At 61.4% G+C, this 19,354-nt stretch carries 22 protein-coding genes; 8 read left to right on the top strand and 14 right to left on the bottom strand.

The window, feature by feature from the left end; all coding sequences use genetic code 11:
* Positions 1-24: 24 nt before the first annotated feature.
* The gene (locus I6E73_RS14265; RefSeq protein ID WP_197108725.1) at positions 25-834 is read right to left on the bottom strand and encodes a thymidylate synthase; all 810 of its coding nucleotides are present in this window, start codon (positions 832-834) and stop codon (positions 25-27) included.
* A gap of 134 nt (positions 835-968) precedes the next feature.
* Here I6E73_RS14265 and I6E73_RS14260 point away from each other — a divergent pair, with 134 nt between their 5' ends.
* Positions 969-1,394, top strand: coding sequence for an OsmC family peroxiredoxin (locus I6E73_RS14260; protein WP_197108727.1), 426 nt, complete (start codon positions 969-971; stop codon positions 1,392-1,394).
* A 2-nt stretch (positions 1,395-1,396) separates the two neighbouring features.
* Positions 1,397-2,308, top strand: a complete 912-nt coding sequence (locus tag I6E73_RS14255; protein WP_197126574.1) for a TIGR01777 family oxidoreductase — start codon at positions 1,397-1,399, stop codon at positions 2,306-2,308.
* Between the two features lie 67 nt (positions 2,309-2,375).
* Here the strand turns inward: I6E73_RS14255 and I6E73_RS14250 are convergent, their stop codons facing one another.
* Complete coding sequence (locus tag I6E73_RS14250; RefSeq protein ID WP_197126573.1) at positions 2,376-2,831, bottom strand: hypothetical protein; 456 nt, start codon at positions 2,829-2,831, stop codon at positions 2,376-2,378.
* Positions 2,828-3,583 carry a 4-hydroxy-tetrahydrodipicolinate reductase gene (dapB, locus tag I6E73_RS14245; protein WP_197126572.1) on the bottom strand — a complete coding sequence of 252 codons (756 nt, stop codon included), beginning with the start codon at positions 3,581-3,583 and terminating at the stop codon, positions 2,828-2,830. The genes I6E73_RS14250 and dapB overlap by 4 nt, the downstream gene beginning before the upstream one ends.
* A gap of 70 nt (positions 3,584-3,653) precedes the next feature.
* Here dapB and I6E73_RS14240 point away from each other — a divergent pair, with 70 nt between their 5' ends.
* Complete coding sequence (locus I6E73_RS14240) at positions 3,654-4,193, top strand: GNAT family N-acetyltransferase (RefSeq protein ID WP_197126571.1); 540 nt, start codon at positions 3,654-3,656, stop codon at positions 4,191-4,193.
* A gap of 40 nt (positions 4,194-4,233) precedes the next feature.
* On the opposite strand, the gene I6E73_RS14235 is transcribed toward I6E73_RS14240, so the two are convergent.
* Entirely contained in the window at positions 4,234-4,836 is a 603-nt protein-coding gene (locus I6E73_RS14235) for a histidine phosphatase family protein (protein WP_197126633.1), read from the bottom strand.
* 18 nt (positions 4,837-4,854) lie between these two features.
* Positions 4,855-6,225 carry a pitrilysin family protein gene (locus I6E73_RS14230; protein ID WP_197126570.1) on the bottom strand — a complete coding sequence of 457 codons (1,371 nt, stop codon included), beginning with the start codon at positions 6,223-6,225 and terminating at the stop codon, positions 4,855-4,857.
* A gap of 310 nt (positions 6,226-6,535) precedes the next feature.
* On the opposite strand from I6E73_RS14230, the gene I6E73_RS14225 reads away from it, so the two are divergent.
* A complete protein-coding gene (locus tag I6E73_RS14225; protein ID WP_197126568.1) occupies positions 6,536-7,126 on the top strand; it encodes a TetR/AcrR family transcriptional regulator in 591 nt (196 codons plus the stop codon).
* Between the two features lie 181 nt (positions 7,127-7,307).
* Here I6E73_RS14225 and I6E73_RS14220 read toward each other — a convergent pair whose 3' ends face one another.
* Positions 7,308-8,300 (bottom strand): aldo/keto reductase, encoded by a 993-nt coding sequence (locus I6E73_RS14220; protein WP_197108749.1) that lies wholly within the window; start codon positions 8,298-8,300, stop codon positions 7,308-7,310.
* Between the two features lie 192 nt (positions 8,301-8,492).
* On the opposite strand from I6E73_RS14220, the gene I6E73_RS14215 reads away from it, so the two are divergent.
* Positions 8,493-9,017 (top strand): YbhB/YbcL family Raf kinase inhibitor-like protein, encoded by a 525-nt coding sequence (locus tag I6E73_RS14215; RefSeq protein ID WP_307784328.1) that lies wholly within the window; start codon positions 8,493-8,495, stop codon positions 9,015-9,017.
* 99 nt (positions 9,018-9,116) lie between these two features.
* Here I6E73_RS14215 and I6E73_RS14210 read toward each other — a convergent pair whose 3' ends face one another.
* Entirely contained in the window at positions 9,117-9,302 is a 186-nt protein-coding gene (locus tag I6E73_RS14210; RefSeq protein ID WP_197108761.1) for a hypothetical protein, read from the bottom strand.
* 198 nt (positions 9,303-9,500) lie between these two features.
* On the bottom strand, positions 9,501-11,750 hold the full coding sequence (locus tag I6E73_RS14205; RefSeq protein ID WP_197108769.1) for a polyribonucleotide nucleotidyltransferase: 2,250 nt from the start codon (positions 11,748-11,750) through the stop codon (positions 9,501-9,503).
* A gap of 320 nt (positions 11,751-12,070) precedes the next feature.
* Here I6E73_RS14205 and I6E73_RS14200 point away from each other — a divergent pair, with 320 nt between their 5' ends.
* A complete protein-coding gene (locus tag I6E73_RS14200) occupies positions 12,071-12,253 on the top strand; it encodes a DUF5302 domain-containing protein (protein WP_197108771.1) in 183 nt (60 codons plus the stop codon).
* A gap of 32 nt (positions 12,254-12,285) precedes the next feature.
* Here the strand turns inward: I6E73_RS14200 and I6E73_RS14195 are convergent, their stop codons facing one another.
* Together I6E73_RS14195 and I6E73_RS14190 are read right to left on the bottom strand one after the other, a co-directional pair.
* On the bottom strand, positions 12,286-12,918 hold the full coding sequence (locus tag I6E73_RS14195; RefSeq protein WP_197126563.1) for an FMN reductase: 633 nt from the start codon (positions 12,916-12,918) through the stop codon (positions 12,286-12,288).
* Positions 12,919-12,971: 53 nt separating this feature from the next.
* Complete coding sequence (locus tag I6E73_RS14190) at positions 12,972-14,087, bottom strand: LLM class flavin-dependent oxidoreductase (RefSeq protein WP_197126562.1); 1,116 nt, start codon at positions 14,085-14,087, stop codon at positions 12,972-12,974.
* A 207-nt stretch (positions 14,088-14,294) separates the two neighbouring features.
* Here I6E73_RS14190 and I6E73_RS14185 point away from each other — a divergent pair, with 207 nt between their 5' ends.
* Positions 14,295-15,260: an alpha/beta hydrolase gene (locus I6E73_RS14185; protein WP_197126560.1), complete on the top strand. Its 966-nt coding sequence runs from the start codon at positions 14,295-14,297 to the stop codon at positions 15,258-15,260.
* Between the two features lie 116 nt (positions 15,261-15,376).
* Entirely contained in the window at positions 15,377-16,384 is a 1,008-nt protein-coding gene (locus tag I6E73_RS14180; RefSeq protein WP_197126558.1) for a helix-turn-helix domain-containing protein, read from the top strand.
* Between the two features lie 48 nt (positions 16,385-16,432).
* Here the strand turns inward: I6E73_RS14180 and I6E73_RS14175 are convergent, their stop codons facing one another.
* The 4 genes from I6E73_RS14175 to I6E73_RS14160 form a co-directional block, all read right to left on the bottom strand.
* A complete protein-coding gene (locus tag I6E73_RS14175) occupies positions 16,433-17,269 on the bottom strand; it encodes an anti-sigma factor (RefSeq protein ID WP_197126556.1) in 837 nt (278 codons plus the stop codon).
* Positions 17,256-17,816 carry an RNA polymerase sigma factor gene (locus tag I6E73_RS14170; RefSeq protein WP_197126554.1) on the bottom strand — a complete coding sequence of 187 codons (561 nt, stop codon included), beginning with the start codon at positions 17,814-17,816 and terminating at the stop codon, positions 17,256-17,258. The genes I6E73_RS14175 and I6E73_RS14170 overlap by 14 nt, the downstream gene beginning before the upstream one ends.
* Positions 17,817-17,839: 23 nt before the next feature.
* Positions 17,840-18,442 carry a class F sortase gene (locus I6E73_RS14165; protein ID WP_197126552.1) on the bottom strand — a complete coding sequence of 201 codons (603 nt, stop codon included), beginning with the start codon at positions 18,440-18,442 and terminating at the stop codon, positions 17,840-17,842.
* A 79-nt stretch (positions 18,443-18,521) separates the two neighbouring features.
* Entirely contained in the window at positions 18,522-19,346 is an 825-nt protein-coding gene (locus I6E73_RS14160; protein ID WP_197108785.1) for a DUF4397 domain-containing protein, read from the bottom strand.
* Between the last annotated feature and the right edge of the window lie 8 nt (positions 19,347-19,354).

Raw genomic sequence — 19,354 nt, 5'->3', positions numbered from 1 at the left:
CAGAGAAAGCGCGGCCGTTGCCGCTCACACTGCGACCGGGGCTTTGATGGCCGGGTGGTGCTCATAGCCGACAACCTCAAAGTCTTCGAAGGTGTAGTCGAAGATGCTCGCTGGCTTCGTAGTGATCGCCAGCTGCGGTGCCGCAAAAGGTTCGCGAGAGAGCTGTTCGGTTACTTGCTCAACGTGGTTGTCGTAGATGTGGCAGTCGCCGCCCGTCCAGACGAAGTCACCGACCTCGAGACCGGTCTGCTCAGCGACGAGGTGAGTGAGCAGCGCGTAGCTCGCGATATTGAAGGGCACACCCAAGAACAGGTCGGCACTGCGCTGGTAGAGCTGGCAAGACAGCTTGCCGTCTGCAACATAGAACTGGAAGAACGCGTGACACGGCGCAAGAGCCATCTTGGGGATATCGGCGGGGTTCCACGCCGTCACAATCAACCGACGGGAATCGGGATTGTCCTTGATTTGCTCGATGACCTCGGAGATCTGGTCGATCTGCTCCCCAGACGGTGTCGGCCAGGAGCGCCACTGAACCCCATAGACGGGGCCAAGCTCGCCGTCGGCATCCGCCCATTCATTCCAAATGCTGACGCCGTTGTCGCGCAACCATGACACGTTGCTTTCGCCGCGCAAGAACCACAACAGCTCGTAGGCGATCGATTTAAAATGCACCCGTTTAGTCGTGATGAGAGGAAACCCCTCGGCGAGGTTGAATCGCAGCTGACGCCCGAACACACTGCGTGTGCCCGTGCCGGTGCGGTCGCCCTTAGCTACGCCGTTCGCGAGAGTGTCGCGCAGCAGGTCTTCATATGGGGTTGCGATCGTGGATGCCATCGAACCAATAGTACTGAGTGCACCGTGCGTGGCGCCACGGTCCGGCAACGCGGCGACCGGCACCGGTTTCACACGGCTTTCTCATGCGCGCTGTATAGCCAACGCATAGTGTTGAGATCGACGAAAGGACAGCAATGCCTGTTACGAGCGAAGCAACAACTCTCTGGTTCGGCGACCTCTTCAGCGGCAAAGGAACCACGTCGTTGGATTCCTCTGACGCCGCAGAATTCCCCGTTACCTGGGCCGCACGATCCGAAGGTCAAGAAGCAACAACGAACCCCGAAGAGCTTTTGGGTGCTGCCCATTCTGCGTGCTTTGCAATGGCGTTCTCTAACGGTCTCGCCGAGAACGGCACCCCGGCAGAAAGTCTTCAAGTCACTGCCGCTGTGACGTTCGATCCCGCCGAGGGCATCACCGGTAGCCACCTGCTGGTGAGCGCCAAAGTGGCGGACCTCAGCGAAGACGACTTTCAGCGATTGGCAACCGAAGCCAAAGAAGGTTGCCCCGTCTCACGGGCGCTGACCGGCATCCCCATCACCCTCGAAGCGAGCTTGGCCTAGCCATGAACGAGCCAGCTCCCCGTCCCCCGATTTCACGAGTCCTTGTTGCCGGCGCGTCTGGCTACATCGGAACAGAGCTGGTATCCCAACTCACCGCGGCGGGATTCGAAGTGATGCAGCTTGTGCGTCGCGAACCGACTGCCGAGGGCGAATACGAGTGGGATCCACGAGCGGGCACGGTGGATGAACGGGCCATCGAGCGCGCAGACGCCGTTATCAACCTCGCTGGTGCGTCCACGGGCAAGCTCCCGTGGACGCCCAGCTATAAGCGCGAGATTCTGCGGTCGCGCGTTGACGGCACGCGAGCGCTGGCCGAAGCTATTCGCCGCGCCTCGAATCCGCCCGTGGTGTTTCTCAGCGGGTCGGCCGTTGGCTACTTTGGCAGCCGCCCCGGTGAAGTGCTCACCGATGAGTCGAGCAAGGGAACAGGATTTCTCAGCGACGTCGTCTACGCCTGGGAGCAAGCAGCGCGGCTAACGCCGAGCACCACGCGGCTCGTCATGTTCCGCACCGGGATTGTGGTCGGCCAGGGCGGAGCATTCACACCGCTGAATTTCTTGACACGCTACGGAGTCGGCAGCCGCCTCGGTAGCGGCGCCCAGTATTGGCCGTGGATCAGCCTGCACGACGAAGCCGCGGCTATCGTCCATCTACTACGCAGCGACTTTGCCGGTGCCGTTTCGCTCGTCGGCCCTACCCCGGCGACAGCCGAAACCGTCACCACAACACTGGCGCGAAAAATGAAACGGCCACACTGGTTCGTCGTACCCAGCTTTGCGTTCCGGATGCTTGGCGACGCCGGTGAAGACCTCATCTTGGTCGATGAGAACGTTCAATCGCCCACGCTAGCCAGCACGGGGTTCACGTTCCGCCACACGACTATCGAGCAGGCCATCGACGCATTCGTCGAGTAGAGGTACTCTCGCCGACTCCATGCGCTCGGCTCGGCACTCGGGCTCTCTCGCCGACCAACGAAGCTAGCTAGGCGGTGGGCGTCGGCTTCGCGCGCGAGAGCGCGATTGCCCGTCGGGTAGCCCAACGAGCCCGCTTGCGGTCGCCGCTGGCGTCATACGCGAGCCCCAAGCGCAGCCAGGCACGCCATGATTCTGGTGCGGCCTCAGCCTCGGTACGATAGCGGTCGAAGGCGCGATCTGCCGTCGCGGGATCGGGGCGGCCGCTCGGCAAGAGCTCAACCACCTCATCCGGCAGCGCACCTTCCTCCTCAAGAGTGGTGAGCAGTCGCTCGGCCCGGAAAATGAAAAACAGTTCTGCGGCGAGCGCCCAAAAACCGATCAGCGGCAGCACGAGCAAAGCCCAGCCCATGACGTTGGCAATGGGCTGATCGATGCGGATGAGCACGATCGAATAGTTGATCACGAAGATCATGTAGAGCGCGAGAAGCGCCACCATGACCAGTGCTGCTATGCGTGTTTTCATGCGGAGGGTGCGCCCGATGCTGGTGAGAGGTCTATGAGTTGGTCGAGACCAACCGTCACGCCGGTAGCGCTGACCACGGCACGGAGCCCCAACAGGATTCCAGCCTCGTAGGAATCTTGCGACATTGTGCGGTGGTCGATGGTGAGCACTTCGCCGGGACCACCGAAAATGACCTGCTGGTGCGCGATCACTCCCGTCATCCGCAGGCTGTGAACGGGAATGCCAGCCACCTGCTCGCCCCGGGCGCGCTGATCGACGTGCGGGGCCAACGCCGGGCCACGCTCTGAGCGAGCATCCGCCATGAGCTCGGCGGTGCGCACTGCGGTTCCCGACGGAGAATCGACCTTGGCGGCGTGATGGCTCTCGATGATTTCGATCGAGTCGAAATAGCGAGCGGCGGCGGTCGCAAAGGACGTCGCAAGGGCCGATCCGACAGAAAAGTTGGGAATGATAACGACGCCAACCTCGGGAGTCTCCGTCAAGGTTGAGCGCAAGCCCTGAACGCGGTCCTCACTCCAGCCCGACGTGCCAACGAGCACGCTCTTGCCATTGCTGATCGCGAAATCGACAACCGAGGGTGAGACACTCGGCTCCGTGACATCCACCACGATGTCTGCCGCGAGCATCTCGCTGAGTTCAGACCGTGAGTTGAGGGCGGCGACGAGCGAGAAATCAGCAGCAGCCTCTACGACGCCACTGATGTATTTGCCCATACGACCGGTTGCGCCGACTACCGCTACTTTCGTTGTCATTGTTCAAATCTACCAATCCTGAGCGGGCTCACCGACTACTCCCCCGCTGCGCCGCGAGTACTCTGGTGCTGTGCCACAGTTTCGCTCTCTTCCCGTGACGGATGCCCTCGCCCACGAACTTCTGACGGAATACTTCAGCTACCGTGCTGAGACCTTCCCGACGCCCTCCGGCTATGTCACTACGTTTCCCACGCCGGAACAGTTCACTGAGCCGCGCGGGGTTTTCCTGGTCATCGAGACGGCCCCCGAGCCTGCTGCTGGCCCCGGACGTGATGCGAAGCCCACCGTTGCATCGGAAGCATCTGCCGTTGATGCTCAGTCGAAGGCGACCGCACTCGGCTGTGGCGGCATCCGCCAACTTGAGCCCGGCAGGTTCGAGGTGAAGCACCTGTGGGTGCGCCCTGATGGTCGCGGTAAGGGTCTTGGCCGCCAGCTTCTCAGCGAACTCGAACGACGCGCACGCGCCTGGGGCGCTACGGAACTCGTACTCGACACCAACGAAAGCCTCGCCGCGGCTGGTGGGCTCTACCGTTCAAGCGGCTTCGAGCCGTGCGAGCCCTACAACGACAACTCGAACGCCACAACCTGGTACCTCAAGACGCTGCGCTAATCCCTGCAAGGGCCGACCCAACCTTGCCGAGCAGGACTGGCTAGTAGGGCTGTTCCGTTGGCAACCCGGTGCGCAGCTCAGCGGGCAAGTGCCCGAGGTCATTGTGGGTCACGAGCACGGGTGGCTTGGCACTGCGCACACGGATAATTGTCAGCCCGCAATTGGCCTGATTGAGGCCGAGCCAGCGCCACTGATCCCCGCCAAGCACTTCGCGCACGAACCACGAAATCACAAAGTTGTGGGTAATAAGAAGGTCATGACGGTCTTCGCGCGCCGGAGTCAAAAACTCGTTGACGGCATCTTCCATTTGCGCCTGCCCGGCGTCGATCTCTTCATCCGTCACGGAACCGAAGAAGGGCTCAAAGGCTGCGGGCATATCGTGAGTGGGGCCGCTGGGAATGCAGTCCATGAGTAGCGTCGTCGGCTGAGACTCAAGGGCGGGCATCCGCTCGGTCATAATCGCTGCCGTCTCCTCGGCACGCTGCAGCGGCGAATGGAACGCGCGCGTAAAGGGAACCCCGCTCAGTCGTTCAGAGATCGCTTGGGCCTGCCGGACACCTTTGCCCGACAACGGTCCGTCTGGTAACCCGTGCTCTGCGTCCTGCTGCTCTCCGTGCCGTACGAGATACAGGTAATGCGCCATCATCATTCCTTTGCTGATCTAGCTCTGGGCAACGCTGCCGAGAGCAAGCCCCGAGAACATCTCTTCGTTGACGGCCCCGACCGCTGCAATAGAGAGGGGGCGCGACGAGAGTTCATGAGCAAGTTCTTGGATGTCGTCGGCAGTAACTGCCGAGATGCGGGCAATGGAGGCGTCGAGGTCGACGAACTCACCGAGAGTGAGCTCACTGCGGCCGAGGCGTGACATGCGGGAATCGGAGTCTTCGAGCGCGAGCGCTGACCCTCCCCGCAACTGGCCAATCGCACGGCTGATCTCTTCGTCGGTGACGTGGGCGGTACCTAGCTTGTGGAACTCCGCGAGCATCAGGTCAGTAACCTGGGTGACTTTCTCGGGCGAGCATCCGGCGTAAATACCAAACACGCCTGCGTCGGAGTAGCTCGGTGAGAAGGAGTAGACGGAGTAGGCGAGTCCGCGCTTTTCGCGCACCTCTTGGAAGAGTCGCGATGACATGCCGCTGCCCAGGATCGAGTTCAACACCGTGAGCGTTGCGCGACGACTATCGGTCGCCGAGAGGCCTTCAACACCGGCAATGATGTTGGCCTGCTCGATCGGACGATGCGTGACGTGCAGGCGCTGGCCCGGGGTCAGCACCGGGGAAAGGGCGCTACCGGAAAGGTCGCGACGGGCCACCGGGGCCGCTTCTGTCGAGAGGTCCCAGCCTGCCGCCACGAGGCACGACGTAATAGCGGCGACAAGTTCATCGTGGTCAACAGCCCCCGCGACCGTAATAACGAGGTCTTGCGGGCGGTAGTTGGCTTGGTAGTGGTCCCAGACGGCATCGCGCGAGATCGCATTGATCGTCTCGGGGCTTCCCCCAATAGGACGGCCGAGCGGATGCGCGCCGAAGACGGCCTCAAAGTAGCGCTCGCTGGCAACATCCGTGGGATCGTCGTCGGCCATCGCCAGTTCCTCAAGGATGACGCCGCGCTCATTAGCGAACTCGGTGGGATCGATGAGGCTTGAGGTGAGCATGTCGCCAATGACGTCGATAGCCATCGGAAGGTCGATGTCTTGCACCTTGGCGTAGTAGCAGGTGTATTCCTTGGCCGTCATCGCGTTGTGCTCGCCGCCGACAGCGTCGAAGCTCACGGCAATGTCGAGCGCCGAGCGAGAGGCTGTGCCTTTGAACAAGAGGTGTTCAAGGAAGTGGGTGGCGCCGAACGTCTCAGGATGCTCGTCACGGGAGCCCGCAGCGACCCAGTAGCCCACGGTGGCGCTGCGCGCTCCGGGTACTTGCTCGCTCAGAATGCGCACACCGCTCGGCAAAACAGTTCTACGAACGAGACTGTCGCCTGTTGCGGTGAACGACAGTTCGGGAAGGTCAAGAGGAAGAATTACAGCGTCGCTCATCACCACTGAGCCTACGTCATTTGTGTCTCTCCTGAGTCGGCGGCTCAAATATGGTCGGATTCCGTCCCCCAAATTGGGGTGTAAAAAAGAGGACAGACAGACTTGTCTGTATGTCCTCATATGCTAATGTTCTTTGTAGGCACCCGAAGCCGACAACCCATCATCCGGACCCGAACCGGTTGATGTAAACCACATAACCCAGACCCGAATCCGGGTTATGAAACAAACCGCATCGCTTGGACCCGAATCTAGCGATGCACATAGTGGGGACAGTTCCTGATCCGAACCTCCACGGAAGGAGTGCGCTGCGATGGTATTTGAGACACCAGAGACCGCGCAGCGCGCTCCGGCCAAAGGCCGCATCTTAGAGACGGCCAACACACTCTTCTACCAAGACGGCATTCTGAACGTCGGTGTAGACCGCATCATCGCCCAGTCGAGCGTGACTAAGGCAACCTTCTATAAGCACTACCGCTCGAAAGACAACCTCATCCTTGAGTACGTCAAGAGCCGCCGTGCCGCCGTCGAGACCGAAGTTCAGTCGATCATCGACAACGCCGCCTCACCGCACGACGCTGTTCTTGGCCTCCTGGAGTCAGTCGCCGCCGAACTCACTAAGCCCGACTTCCGCGGATGCCCGTTCCTCAACGTTGTCGCGGAATTCCCCGACCCCACCCACCCGGTTCGCCTGCTGATCGCTGATCACCGCGACTGGTACAACGAGTCGCTGTACGACCTCATGCGCACCGCAGAACATCCCTTTGCCGGAGACGCTGCTGACGAGCTCATGCTCGCGAAAGACGGCGCTCTCGCCGGCGGCTACGCCGGCGACACCATTGCCGCTGGCGCCGCTATGGCCCGCGTCGTCAAGCGCGTGCTCTCTGACGCCGTCAAGGTCTAGCCAGTCAGTCGCACACCAACAGAGGCGCGCTGGCCTCCTGAGCTCGCTAGTTACGCGAAGGCGCCCGTTATATAACGGCGTCAGCCGTATAAAGGCGTCAGCCGTATGACCGCGATAGCGGCATGACGGCGTCTGGGGCAGAACGTGCTCGTCACCGTCGCGCGCTTGTTCCTGACACGCGTTAGTAGTGAGAAACGCGGTCAAGCTCCGCTGACTGATGCCGCGTCAATTGCACCCGCGCCGCTGCAATCAGCTCGGGAACCTGTTCGGCACGGCTAGCGCTGACCACCGGCGCTACAACGCCAGGCTTGTTCAAGAGCCAGGCCAGAGCGATCGTCGCGACACTCTCATCTTGCTCTTCGGCGACTCCGTCGAGAGCATTCAGAATCTTGATGCCACGGCGACGCAAGTACTGTGCCGCATCGTGGCCGCGCGAGTTGAGCGCCAGATCGGCACGCTGCCGATACTTGCCGCTTAGGAATCCGCTGGCGAGCGCGAATCGGGGCATCACGCCAAGCCCCTGAATCGCTGCCACATGCGCGAGCCCCGTTTCGTACTCGTGACGATGAAGAAGGTTGTAGTGCGCCTGCACAGCGACCATGGGCGCAACCCCCATCTGGCCGCAGGCAATGCGCGCCTGAATGAGTCGGTTGCCCGTGTGATCGGAACCACCGAAGTAGCGAACCTTGCCCTCACCAATCAGTTCGTCAACGGCGAGCAGCGTCTCATCGAAGTCGACACTCTCGTCGTCGACGTGCAAGTACAAAAGATCAATGTGGGATGTTCCCAATCGCGCAAGCGAAGCATCCACTGAGCGCTTGATGGCGTCAGCTTCCATGCCTGGGTTGTCGCGACTCTTCCCGACCTTGGTTGCGACCACAATCTGATCGCGGTTGCGGCGGACGCGCATCCACTTTCCGATCATGAGCTCGCTGCGACCGGACGCGTAGGAGTCTGCCGTGTCGATGAAGTTGCCTCCGCCATCGGCAAAAGCGTTGAGAATCGAGGCGGTTGCGGCATCATCTGCGGTCCAGCCAAAGATGTTTCCACTGAGCGCAAGAGGGAAGACACGGAGGTCAGACGACCCAATGACGCGGGTAGAGAAATGCTGCCCGGTTACTGGACGCGCGCGAGTGGAACCCGTCAGTGATTGCGTCGGGTGCACTTGCGTCATAACGGCCTCCCACAAGGCTTTTGGTAAGAATATGTCGCCATGGGAGTGAATGGCGGGAGGACAGACAGATCGTTATTAGTCCGTGTCGAAAACCGTCATTTTCACGTCACACACCCCTCGAAAGTGTCGTCTGCGCATCATTCTCGTCATACTGGCCACAGCGCCGTTTTTGCTATCGAGAGGACCGTCACCGTGAATGACCCCAATTGGAAACTGCCCGAAGTACCCACCTTTGCACTCGAGAGTCCCGATTTCGAAGAGGGTGGCACGCTCCCCCAGTGGGCCCGTTCAGGGATTGCGAACGCCGGCGGCGAAGATCGCTCCCCCACACTGCATTGGCACGGTTTCCCCTCCGGCACCAAAAGCTTCGCACTGACAGTCTTCGACCCCGACGCCCCCACCGGCAGCGGCTGGTGGCACTGGGCCGTCTACAACATCCCGGCCTCCGTTGAGTCGTTGCCCCAAGACGCTGGCACTCCGGATGCCCAGCTCATGCCCCATGGCGCGATCACCCTTCCCAACGAACTGCGGCTCACCTCGTTTCAGGGAGCGGCCCCTCCGGCCGACCATGGGCCGCACCGCTATGTCTTTACCGTGAGCGCCCTCAACGTCGAACGTCTCGACGTGCCAGAAGGAAGCACCCCGGCCATGCTCGGCTTCGCGCTGCGCGACTTCATCGTCGCGCGCGCGCAACTGATTGGCGTCTCGAGTACCTAGAGGATAGCTAGCGCCTGAAGCGCGCAGCAGCCAGTGCAGGCACGACAAACATCCCGTATCGGAAATACGGGCAATCGGGAGAACGCGAGAGTCTCTGAGTTAGGTGTTGCGGCGGTAGTAATGCGGAACGCGTTCGTAGCCTCGGCTGCGCATCTTCGCAACAACCACGCAAACGACCACGACGAAAACAACAATGCCGAGGGCCACCCACAAATACCATGCGGTCTCTAGCCAAATGAACATGTCGCTCATGAAGGCATCAAGAGGTGTAGTGATTCGGGTCACTCCCACACAATAGCGTGATCGACCCCCCGAAGCGGCACCCCAACGAAGGGCAGACAAGGGTGACTACCCCTGTCTTGCCTGCATTCCGATCAGACAATTTTTCGAAGGTGCACGATCGCGGCGGCGAGACTCACCGTTAACGACACAGCGCCCCTTCTCCACGAGAAGGGGCGCTGTGTGATGTACGTCTAGCGGGACTTAGCTTTCGTCAGCGGGAGCCGCTGCTTCTGCTTCAGTCTCTTCCAAGACGGGAGCAAGCGAGAGCTTGCCACGGTCATCAATCTTCGTGATCTCAACCTGAATCTTCTGGCCGACTCCGAGAACGTCTTCGACGTTCTCAACACGCTTGCCACCGGCAAGCTTGCGAACCTCAGAGATGTGCAGCAGTCCGTCCTTGCCCGGGGTGAGCGATACGAATGCACCGAAGGTAGCGATCTTGACGACCGTACCCAAGAAGCGTTCGCCAACCTCAGGGTTGAGCGGGTTCGCGATGGCGTTAACCGCCGCGCGTGCAGCCTCAGCAGAAGGACCATCGACAGCGCCGATGTAGACAGTTCCGTCATCCTCAATCGAGATGTCCGCTCCGGTGTCATCCTGGATCTGGTTGATGTTCTTGCCCTTAGGGCCAATCAGCTCACCGATCTTGTCGATCGGAATCTGAACCGAGATCACGCGAGGCGCCGTGGGGGCCATCTCGTCGGGAGCGTCGATTGCAGCGTTGATCACCGAAAGAATCGCGGTACGCGCTTCCTTAGCCTGCTTGAGCGCTCCGTCGAGAACCGACGAAGGCAAACCAGCGAGCTTGGTGTCGAGCTGGATAGCGGTGATGAATTCGCTCGTACCGGCAACCTTGAAGTCCATGTCGCCGAGTGCGTCTTCAGCACCGAGGATGTCGGTGAGAGCTGCGTAGCGCGTAACGCCATCAACTTCATCCGAGATCAGGCCCATGGCGATACCGGCGACGGGTGCGCGCAGCGGCACACCAGCGTTCAGCAGCGACAGAGTCGAAGCGCAAACAGAACCCATCGACGTCGAACCGTTGGAGCCGAGAGCCTCGGATACCTGGCGGATCGCGTAAGGGAAGTCTTCACGAGCAGGAAGCACCGGTGCGATAGCGCGCTCGGCAAGGAAGCCGTGCCCGATCTCGCGACGCTTCGGGCTACCAACGCGACCGGTCTCACCAGTCGAGTAGGGCGGGAAGTTGTAGTGGTGCATGTAGCGCTTCTTGGTCACTGGTGCCAGTGAGTCAATCTGCTGCTCCATCTTGAGCATGTTCAGCGTGGTGACACCCAGGATCTGAGTCTCGCCGCGCTGGAAGATTGCCGAACCGTGAACGCGAGGAATGACCTCGACCTCAGCATCGAGCGCACGAATGTCGCTCAAGCCACGGCCGTCGATACGGATGCCCTCGGTAAGCACGCGGGTGCGCATGACCTTCTTGCTGACGGCCTTGTACGCTCCGCCAACCATGCCGAGTACGTCTTCGCTGAGTTCTTCAGCGTCGACCTTGGACTGAACCTCAGCCTTGACGCGAGCCTTGAGCTCGTCGTCAGCGGTCTGTCGCTCGATCTTGTCAGCGATCTTGTACACGTCGCGAAGCTCAGCTTCAGCGATTTCGCTGACCGCGTTGTACGCCTGGTCGGAGTACGGCGGGAAGAGCTGGAACTCGGCGACGGGCTTGGCAGCCTTGTTGGCAACCTCGAGCTGAGCCTTGACGAGCTGCTTGAGGAAGGGCTTCGATGCTTCGAGGCCCTGAGCAACAACAGCTTCGTCGGGCTTCGTGGCGCCAGCCTTGATGAGCTCCCAGCTGTTCTCGGTAGCTTCTGCCTCAACCATCATGATGGCGATGTCTTCTTCACCCTGGTCGTTGGTGACCATGCGGCCAGCAACGGTGAGGTCGAAGACAGCGTCAGCAAGCTGGCTGTGCTTCGGGAAGGCAACCCACTGGTCGTTGATCAGAGCCATGCGGATGCCGGCAACCGGACCATAGAACGGAAGTCCTGAGATCTGGGTGCTGAGCGATGCGGCGTTGATCGAGAGCGCGTCGTAGAACTCGTCCGGAGCGATGCTCAGAACGGTGATGACGATCTGAACTTCGTTGCGGAGGCCCTCAACGAAGGTCGGACGCATCGGACGGTCAATGAGACGGCAGACGAGGATCGCTTCCGTGGAGGGACGACCCTCACGACGGAAGAAGCTGCCGGGGATCTTGCCCGCTGCGTAGGAACGCTCTTCAACATCCACAGTGAGTGGGAAGAAGTCGAAGCCTTCGCGCGGGTGCTTGCCAGCGCTGGTCGCGCTCAAGATCATTGTTTCTTCGTCGAGGTACGCAGCGACGGCACCCTGTGCCTGCTGAGCGAGTCGACCGGTTTCGAAGCGCACGGTGCGCTTGCCGAACTTGCCGTTATCGAGAACGGCTTCGGCGAATGTGATTTCTGGACCCTCCATGCGGGGGTTTCTCCTTTGTTTTACGTCGCGCACCCGTGTGGTGTGCGACTCGTCAAGGAGCAGGAGCGGGCAGAAGGACGCGATGGTTCATGCGCATGCCTAGAGTGGCGGCGCATGTCTGGCCAACAGTAGAAAGCCTCCGAACGACTCGGAAAATTACCACCGGTGACCAGCTTCTTGCCAGCCTGCTCCGTGCGTTGCCCTCTAACTAGCAGGACAACTCCCATAATCGTAGCACCGGGGGCCTGTGAAGCCCCAGAGATTGGTGCGCGACACGGACCAGGCACAGATTGTCATGCAGGTGGCCTACGCTGACGAGTATGGAACCCACAGAAGAAACACCCTCTGCGAGCGAAGAAAACAAGCGCAGGTTCCGCGAGGCGCTTGATCGCAAGCAGGGCAAGCAGACCGACCGGCCGGGACACCTGGATGCTGAATCAGCTATCCAAGGCACCCACGACCGGGCCGACCACAAACGCGATTTCCGCCGCAAGACCGGGTAACTGCACCGCGACGGATTAACGCAGACACGTTGTTATTGCGCCCCGAAGCTGCCGACAGGGCTAAAGCCCTCCGGCAGCGCAAAGGGGTCAATCACGCGGTCTGAACGATCGGAGACCGCGGCGAGCGCCGCAAGTTCTCCCGCCGCACGAGTGATTCGTGCCGGAAGAGTGCTCGAGACACTACCGGCACCACTACCCCAGTCGGCAGATGCCGCATACACGCCGGTCGGTACAGCCACGGCGTGCAGGTAGCTGAATAGCGGTCGCATCGCATAGTCGATCGCGAGTGAGTGCCGATCGGTACCGCCGGTCGCGCCCAGTAGTACAGGCAGGTCCGTGAGTGATTGCGGGTCGAGCACGTCGATGAATGACTTGAACAGCCCGCTGTAGCTCGTGGTGAAGATGGGCGTGACGGCGATAAGCCCGTCAGCGCCGGTAACTGCGGCGATCGCTGCATCGAGCTTCGTGCTCGGAAAGCCCGTGAGCAGATTGTTTGTCACGTCGTGTGCGAGGTCGCGCAACTCGATGACGGTCACCTCGGCATCAACACCACGTTCGCGCAGGTTGTTGACGGTTGCTTCGGTGAGACGGTCGGCGAGTAGTCGGGTGGACGAGGGCTGGCTGAGGCCAGCGGCGATGACGGCAATCTTCTTGACGTCGGACATGATGAGCTTCTTTCTGTGGATCTGACGGTGTGGATGCGCGGCGGGCCGCGAAACTAGACAGTCGCCGGGGCGTCGGCTGCGGAGTCGGCGAGAGCCGCATCACGCTTGGCGACGAGCGAGGCGTGGGTGGGGGCATCCGGAACCTCGGCTGGGCGGTTGGTGGCGAACTCCTTGCGAAGGACGGGAACGACCTCTTCACCGAGAATGTCGAGCTGCTCGAGAACAGTCTTGAGCGGCAGGCCAGCGTGATCCATGAGGAACAGCTGGCGCTGGTAATCGCCGAAGTGTTCGCGCATCCCGGCATACTTATCGATGACCTCTTGCGGGCTGCCAACGGCGAGCGGTGTCTGGTCGGTGAAGTCTTCCATTGACGGTCCGTGGCCATACACGGGAGCGTTGTCGAAGTACGGGCGGAACTCTGCCTTGGCCGCCTGCGAGTTGCTGCGCATGAAGGCCTGACCGCCGAGACCAACGATGGCCTGAGCCGCGGTGCCGTGGCCGTAGTGCTCAAAACGCTGACGGTAGTAGCTCACGAGGCGCATGTAGTGCTCTTTGGGCCAGAAGATGTTGTTGGCGAAGAAGCCGTCGCCGTAGAACGCGGCTTGCTCAGCGATCTCGGGACTGCGGATCGACCCGTGCCAGACGAAGGGAGGCACGCCATCCAGTGGACGCGGGGTTGATTGGAAGCCCTGTAGCGGTGTGCGGTACTTGCCCTCCCAGTTGACGAACTCTTCGCGCCACAACTTGTGCAGCAGCGAGTAGTTTTCGATGGCCAGCGGGATGCCCTCGCGAATGTCCTTGCCAAACCACGGGTACACCGGCCCCGTGTTGCCGCGGCCCATCATGAGGTCGGCGCGACCGTCGGAGAGGTGCTGAAGCATCGCGTAGTCTTCCGCGATTTTCACGGGATCGTTGGTCGTGATGAGGGTCGTACTCGTCGACAGGATGAGTTTCTCGGTCTGAGCCGCGATGTACGCGAGGGTCGTTGTGGGGCTTGAGGAGACGAACGGAGGGTTGTGGTGCTCCCCCAGCGCGAAAACATCGAGCCCGACTTCTTCCGCCTTCTTAGCGATCGTCACGATGGCCTTGATGCGCTCGCCCTCACTGGGCGTTGTGCCGTTTGTCGGGTCAGTTGTGACGTCGCTCACGGTGAAAATTCCGAACTGCATGGTGTGCTCCGGTCTCGCAAAATCTGTCTGGATGAATCAGTTATCCGGTTCAACCACGCCGTTTCCCGATAATTCCGGCCCGGTACCGCCAGATGGCGGTTAAGGGACTCTGAACGTGGAATGGCTGGCGGTACTGATGCGGAGCCGCCACGCTCTAGCGTGGAGATAGGCCGTCACACTGGCGTGACGCAGACCAATGGAGGTCTCATGACTACGAACAATGTTCATCCCGCTCCCCCGTTCGACGCCGAGCTGGCTGCAGTGCTGTCGATCGTGAACGAGCAGCTACCGCCCACGCTCACTCCCGCGATGATCGAGCCTTTTCGGGCCGGGCTGGCTACGCCCGTCGCCGATTTGCTCGAAGGGCGGGCGATTACCCACCGCGAAGAGACCTTCGCTGGTCCCGGTGGGGACCTGCTGGTCTCCATATTCCACCGCAACGATCACAGCGTTGCCGGGCCAGGCATCGTGCACACGCATGGGGGCGGAATGATCATTGGCGACCGCTTCAGCGGCATGGAGACAATGCTCGCCTGGGTCGAAGAATTGGATGCCGTGGTGGTGTCGGTCGAGTACCGGTTGGCTCCCGAGCATCCCGACCCTGCTCCGGTCGAGGACTGCTACGCAACTCTCGTGTGGACGGCGGAGAACGCAGCACGGCTCGAAATCGACGCGACGAAGCTCGTTATTGCTGGCGGTAGCGCTGGAGGCGGCCTTGCTGCGGGCACGACGCTCTTGGCGCGCGACCGCAAGGGACCCGCGCTCGCCGCTCAAATGCTGATCTACCCGATGCTCGATGACCGCAACGAGACGGTGTCGAGCTATCAGATCGACGGCACGGGAGTCTGGGATCGCGGCAGCAATGACACCGGCTGGGATGCCCTGCTCGGAGACCGCCGCAAGACCGATGACGTCTCGATCTATGCGGCCCCCGCGCGCGCGACGGACCTCAGCAACTTGCCGCCCGCCTTTATTGACGTGGGCACCTCGGAAGTATTCCGCGACGAAGATGTCGCCTACGCCTCAACCATCTGGGCATCGGGCGGCCACTGCGAACTGCACGTCTGGCCCGGTGGCTTCCACGGCTACGACGCCATGGCTCCTTTCGCCGCCCTCTCTATCGCCACTCAAGACGCTCGCCTCAACTGGTTGCGCCGCACGCTCGGCGTGTAACGAGCCAGCAGGGTCCAGCGCCACCAGTGCCCCTGCGGTTCGAGCCCTGACTGCGACTGTTCGTTCTGGGCAGGCCGCAATAGAGTAGGGCTCGAACCACAGAGGGCGGAACGAGAATGCAAGAACTAGCCGGGCGCTTGAAAGCGCTCGATCCCGAAGCCAGCGAAACCCTGCGGGTGATCTCGTACTTCGACGCGCTCACCGCAGGCCACGCGAGCGCCGAAGTTCTCTTGCGCGGTGCCAGCATGCTTGCCGGATGCTCCGCCGGGTTTGCCTCGACAGCTCTCACCCTTCGCGTTGACGAGCGCGGGCGCCGCAGCCCGGAAGCGGGCACACCGGCGTCCTGGCCAGCACGGGCAGTCACCGGTGGCAGCACCGTGTGGATCGAACGCGACGGAAATGCCCACGCGAACGACGACATGATTCTCGAACGAGTTGCGCTCGCCCTCGGCATCCTGTTCGAACGCACCGGGCCTGCTGAGTCCGTTCACAACCCGGTCGAAACACTGCTCGATTCGACAGAGAGCGCCGAGAGCCGACAGGCCGCAGCCCACGCTCTCCATTTGGTAGCCACGACCCGCTATCGCGTGATCACTCAGCCGGCGAGCACCACGAACGCCGCGGCCGGGCCGTCTGCCGTGATCACTACCGTCGCGGGTGCTGTGCGCGCCGAGATCGTACTGAGCACGGATGCCGTGGCCGCTCCGCGCGCCGGCATCGGCATCGCTGCCTCCCCTTCCGATCTCATACGTTCCTGGTTATCGGCACTCACGGCGCTGCGCCTCACTTCCGATCATGAGCCGGTGCTTTATGGCGACGATCTTGGTTCGCTGTTGTTGCTCGCCGAAATCAGTCCCGCCGGAGCTCCCGAAAATTGCGATCTGCAATCGCTCGGTGTCGTTATCCGCGAGACTCCGCGCATCTTGCCGATGCTCGACACTCTCGCTGCGAGTGAAAGTTTGAGGGCCGCCGCCGCGACGCTCGGCTTTCACCACTCGACGGTGCAGTCGCGCGCGGAGGAGTTGAGCGCGAAGCTCGGCTTCGATGTGCGAACCTCGCGCGGTCGCACACGCCTCTCTGTCGCTCTTGCCCTTCACCGCTTGGAGACAGCTCGGTTCGACTGAGCTGAGCCCGAACTAAACCGAACCGAACCGACGCTTCAGCAGCGCTCGCTACGCGTCGCTGGAGAGCTGACCTCGCACGATGGAGTCGCCGGAGTGAGCCGGGTTTCCGTCGAACTGTTCCTCCGAGATGTCCACAAGGTCATAACTCGAGATATCGAGACCGTCGGGCACCGTGAACTGACCTGACGTGCCTTCGACGATTCCGAGGCTGACGAGAGCCGTGGCATCCGTCGTAATCAACCACACTTCGCGGTAACCGCCGTCGGTCGCGGGAGCATCGAAGTTGACGTCAATGACGCGCGTGCCGTCGGGCAGTTGCTCGAGCTTTGCTTCGCCGGTGGAATCTGGCCAGTCGGGGAACGCAGCGAGCGTTGCGCTCGCGAGAATGGTGGGCTGTTCAGCCGGGCGGAACGTTGACCACAGTGCGGTTCCCGCGCTCGCGACCAGGGCGACGGCAGCCGCTGCAGCAACGATGCCGATCCACGGACGGCGACGGCGCTCAGCAAGAGAGTGCACGGTGCCACTTTCCGCAATAATCGTTGCGGTCGACTCGTCCACCGCGACATCGACTCGTTCGACGCGTTTCTGGGCCAGCTCGTCGCTGGGCACCCTGTCGTCAGCATCGCCAATAGCGGGGGCGGATGTCGCACTAGCGTCTTCTGCCGTCAGCGCCAGTTCGTCGCTGATGCGCTCCCACACGCGCGAGGGCGGCTGAAGCAACTCACCGGCGTCGAAGGTTGAGCGACCAACCATCGCGGCGCGGGACAAAACCTCGATTTCGCGGCGGCACTGGTCGCACTCGCTGACGTGCACACTGTCTTCGGGGAGGGCAACTTGCTCACCGAGGGCGAGCAGCGCAAGGATCTCTGGATCAACGTGTCGCATAAGTCGCCTCCAATCGTGTTCGCATCCGTTGCAGACTGCGCCGGATATGGCTCTTGACCGTTCCGAGAGGTAGTTCGAGGCGGTCGGCTATTTGGTTGTGGGTGAGATCGTCGAAAAATGCCAATCTCATGATCGCTTGAGCATCTGGTTCGAGTCGAGAGATTTCGTCGGCGACCATGAGCGTGTCCGCTAGGTCGAAGTCTTGCACGACTGCGTCTCCCCGAGATGTTGTGGCGGCCAACTCTTCTTGGAGCCGACGAATTCGAGCCCGTGCCTCATGGGTGTCCGCAATTTTGTTCTTCGTGATTCCGACGAGCCACGCGGAGAGGCTCGAACGTTCGGGCTTGAAACTTGAGCGCCCGGTCCAGGCCGAGACGAAAACCTTTTGAGTCACATCCTCCGCGTCGCCACGGTCGCCGAGCGAGCGAACAGCGAGGGTGAAGACGAGCGACGACCAACGTTTATAGACCTCGGCGAGTGCGGCTTCGTCACCAGCGATGAACGCCTGCGTCATGCGGGCTTCGTCTGCGGCTTCGTTGTCCGTCATTGCTCTCCGGTTGAGGATGTCGTTCATAGCGGGTTAGCGATCGCTACAACGTTGTCAGAATATTGCCGCACATTTTCGTCGAACTGTCCACCACAGGTGAGAAGGACGATGCGTGGCGCTCCGTCTCGATCGAACACTTGGTCGAGTGGGACCTGGGCCTTCTGAATGTTCTGAACCGATTCGAGTTGATAGCGGTGATCGACGCCATCGTCGGTCGTCACAATGATTTCTGCTTGAGCTGGCATCGATGCCAGTCGCGAAAACGGTCCAAGACCTTGAACGAAGTCGTCGACATGGGCCGTGATGACAGTAGACCCTGTGTCGCTGCTCGGAGAAGAGCCGTATTGGTACCAACCCGCAACGGTGATGTTTTCGGGGATCTCCATAAAGCCGTCGGGCTGGATACCGACCGGAGCAATCGAGATGTCCACGCCCACGGCGGGAATCTGAATGCGAACCGGGGCAGCAAGCTGTTCTACCGGCGCAAGTTCGCTGGACTGGCGGGGCACATCGATCTCTGCTGTGGGCAATGGTGCCGGCACCGGGGCGATGGATTCTGCGGGGGCTGCAGCACAGCCAGCAAGGAGAAGCGCCATGACCGCGAGGGCTAGGATTCTCGGGGCCATGACGTTCTCCTTGCTGGGGTATGTGAGTGCTGGTTGTACTGGGTCGTACTGGATCGTGCTGTGGAGGTTGTGCTGGTGACTACTTCGCTGCGCGTGCGGCGGAGAGTCGAGTTGCGGCGAATCCTGCGAGAGCAAGGAGTGCTGCGAGGCCGCCGAGGCCGGCGACGAGGATGCCGTTGTTGTTGTCAGCGGCGAGTCCTGCGGTTCCGGCGTCTACTCCACCGGGGTTCGAGTGGAGACCGTCGATGGTCTGCACGGCGAGGGTGAGGTTGTCGTCTGCGGCGCTGCCCCAGGCGTACACGATCGTGTTGACACCTTCGGCGATTTCGACGTCGGCCGGGCCAATGACGGGGTCAGTGGTTCCGGTGAGCGCGACAGCGGCGGAGATGGTTCCGACCGCGAGGTCAGCCTTCACTTCGTCGGGGTTACTGAGGTTGTCGAAGGCGACTGCATCGTTGGCGAGCACGTCGACAGCAGGGGCTGCAGCAGTGTGGCGAACGGTCAAGCGGCCTTCACCCGCAGCAACAGTGCTGAGGTCGTTGGTGAAGAGGCTGGCCGTGGGGTCACCTGATTCATCGAGGTGAGCAACAGCGGTGTAGCTCGTGTTGGCTTCGAGCGTGAGGTCGATGGGGCCGATAGCGGGCTCCGAGTCGTCGGCAGCATCAGAAGCGGTGATGGCGACCGTGTACGTATCGGCGGGGAGGTCGAGGGGGCCTGCGAGGTCACCGGGCTCGAAATCGTCGAGGGTGAGTTCACCGTTGACGTAGACGTCGACGGTGAGTCCCGGCACAGCGTGCAGAACATACAGGTCAGCGGTGGTGTCCGAAATGGCGTTGGCGGGGATGGCGACTCCTACGGCGGCAATCGCTCCGGCGGCTACACCGGCAAAAATTTTGTTTCGCACTGTTCTTG

The sequence above is a fragment of the Salinibacterium sp. SWN248 genome (assembly GCF_015864575.1).
In the GTDB taxonomy this organism is placed as follows: domain Bacteria; phylum Actinomycetota; class Actinomycetes; order Actinomycetales; family Microbacteriaceae; genus Rhodoglobus.
Note: the sequence above shows the minus strand (reverse complement) of the source record. Positions and strands in the feature narration are given on the sequence as shown.

Coding starts and splice junctions, on each gene's coding strand:
- I6E73_RS14255 (WP_197126574.1), top strand. CDS start 1,397: ATGAACGAGCCAGCTCCCCGTCCCCCGATTTCACGAGTCCTTGTTGCC.
- I6E73_RS14260 (WP_197108727.1), top strand. CDS start 969: ATGCCTGTTACGAGCGAAGCAACAACTCTCTGGTTCGGCGACCTCTTC.
- I6E73_RS14175 (WP_197126556.1), bottom strand. CDS start 17,269: ATGCGACACGTTGATCCAGAGATCCTTGCGCTGCTCGCCCTCGGTGAG.
- I6E73_RS14165 (WP_197126552.1), bottom strand. CDS start 18,442: ATGGCCCCGAGAATCCTAGCCCTCGCGGTCATGGCGCTTCTCCTTGCT.
- I6E73_RS14190 (WP_197126562.1), bottom strand. CDS start 14,087: ATGCAGTTCGGAATTTTCACCGTGAGCGACGTCACAACTGACCCGACA.
- I6E73_RS14200 (WP_197108771.1), top strand. CDS start 12,071: ATGGAACCCACAGAAGAAACACCCTCTGCGAGCGAAGAAAACAAGCGC.
- dapB (WP_197126572.1), bottom strand. CDS start 3,583: ATGACAACGAAAGTAGCGGTAGTCGGCGCAACCGGTCGTATGGGCAAA.
- I6E73_RS14180 (WP_197126558.1), top strand. CDS start 15,377: ATGCAAGAACTAGCCGGGCGCTTGAAAGCGCTCGATCCCGAAGCCAGC.
- I6E73_RS14250 (WP_197126573.1), bottom strand. CDS start 2,831: ATGAAAACACGCATAGCAGCACTGGTCATGGTGGCGCTTCTCGCGCTC.
- I6E73_RS14225 (WP_197126568.1), top strand. CDS start 6,536: ATGGTATTTGAGACACCAGAGACCGCGCAGCGCGCTCCGGCCAAAGGC.
- I6E73_RS14195 (WP_197126563.1), bottom strand. CDS start 12,918: ATGTCCGACGTCAAGAAGATTGCCGTCATCGCCGCTGGCCTCAGCCAG.
- I6E73_RS14185 (WP_197126560.1), top strand. CDS start 14,295: ATGACTACGAACAATGTTCATCCCGCTCCCCCGTTCGACGCCGAGCTG.
- I6E73_RS14230 (WP_197126570.1), bottom strand. CDS start 6,225: ATGAGCGACGCTGTAATTCTTCCTCTTGACCTTCCCGAACTGTCGTTC.
- I6E73_RS14235 (WP_197126633.1), bottom strand. CDS start 4,836: ATGGCGCATTACCTGTATCTCGTACGGCACGGAGAGCAGCAGGACGCA.
- I6E73_RS14265 (WP_197108725.1), bottom strand. CDS start 834: ATGGCATCCACGATCGCAACCCCATATGAAGACCTGCTGCGCGACACT.
- I6E73_RS14220 (WP_197108749.1), bottom strand. CDS start 8,300: ATGACGCAAGTGCACCCGACGCAATCACTGACGGGTTCCACTCGCGCG.
- I6E73_RS14170 (WP_197126554.1), bottom strand. CDS start 17,816: ATGACGGACAACGAAGCCGCAGACGAAGCCCGCATGACGCAGGCGTTC.
- I6E73_RS14205 (WP_197108769.1), bottom strand. CDS start 11,750: ATGGAGGGTCCAGAAATCACATTCGCCGAAGCCGTTCTCGATAACGGC.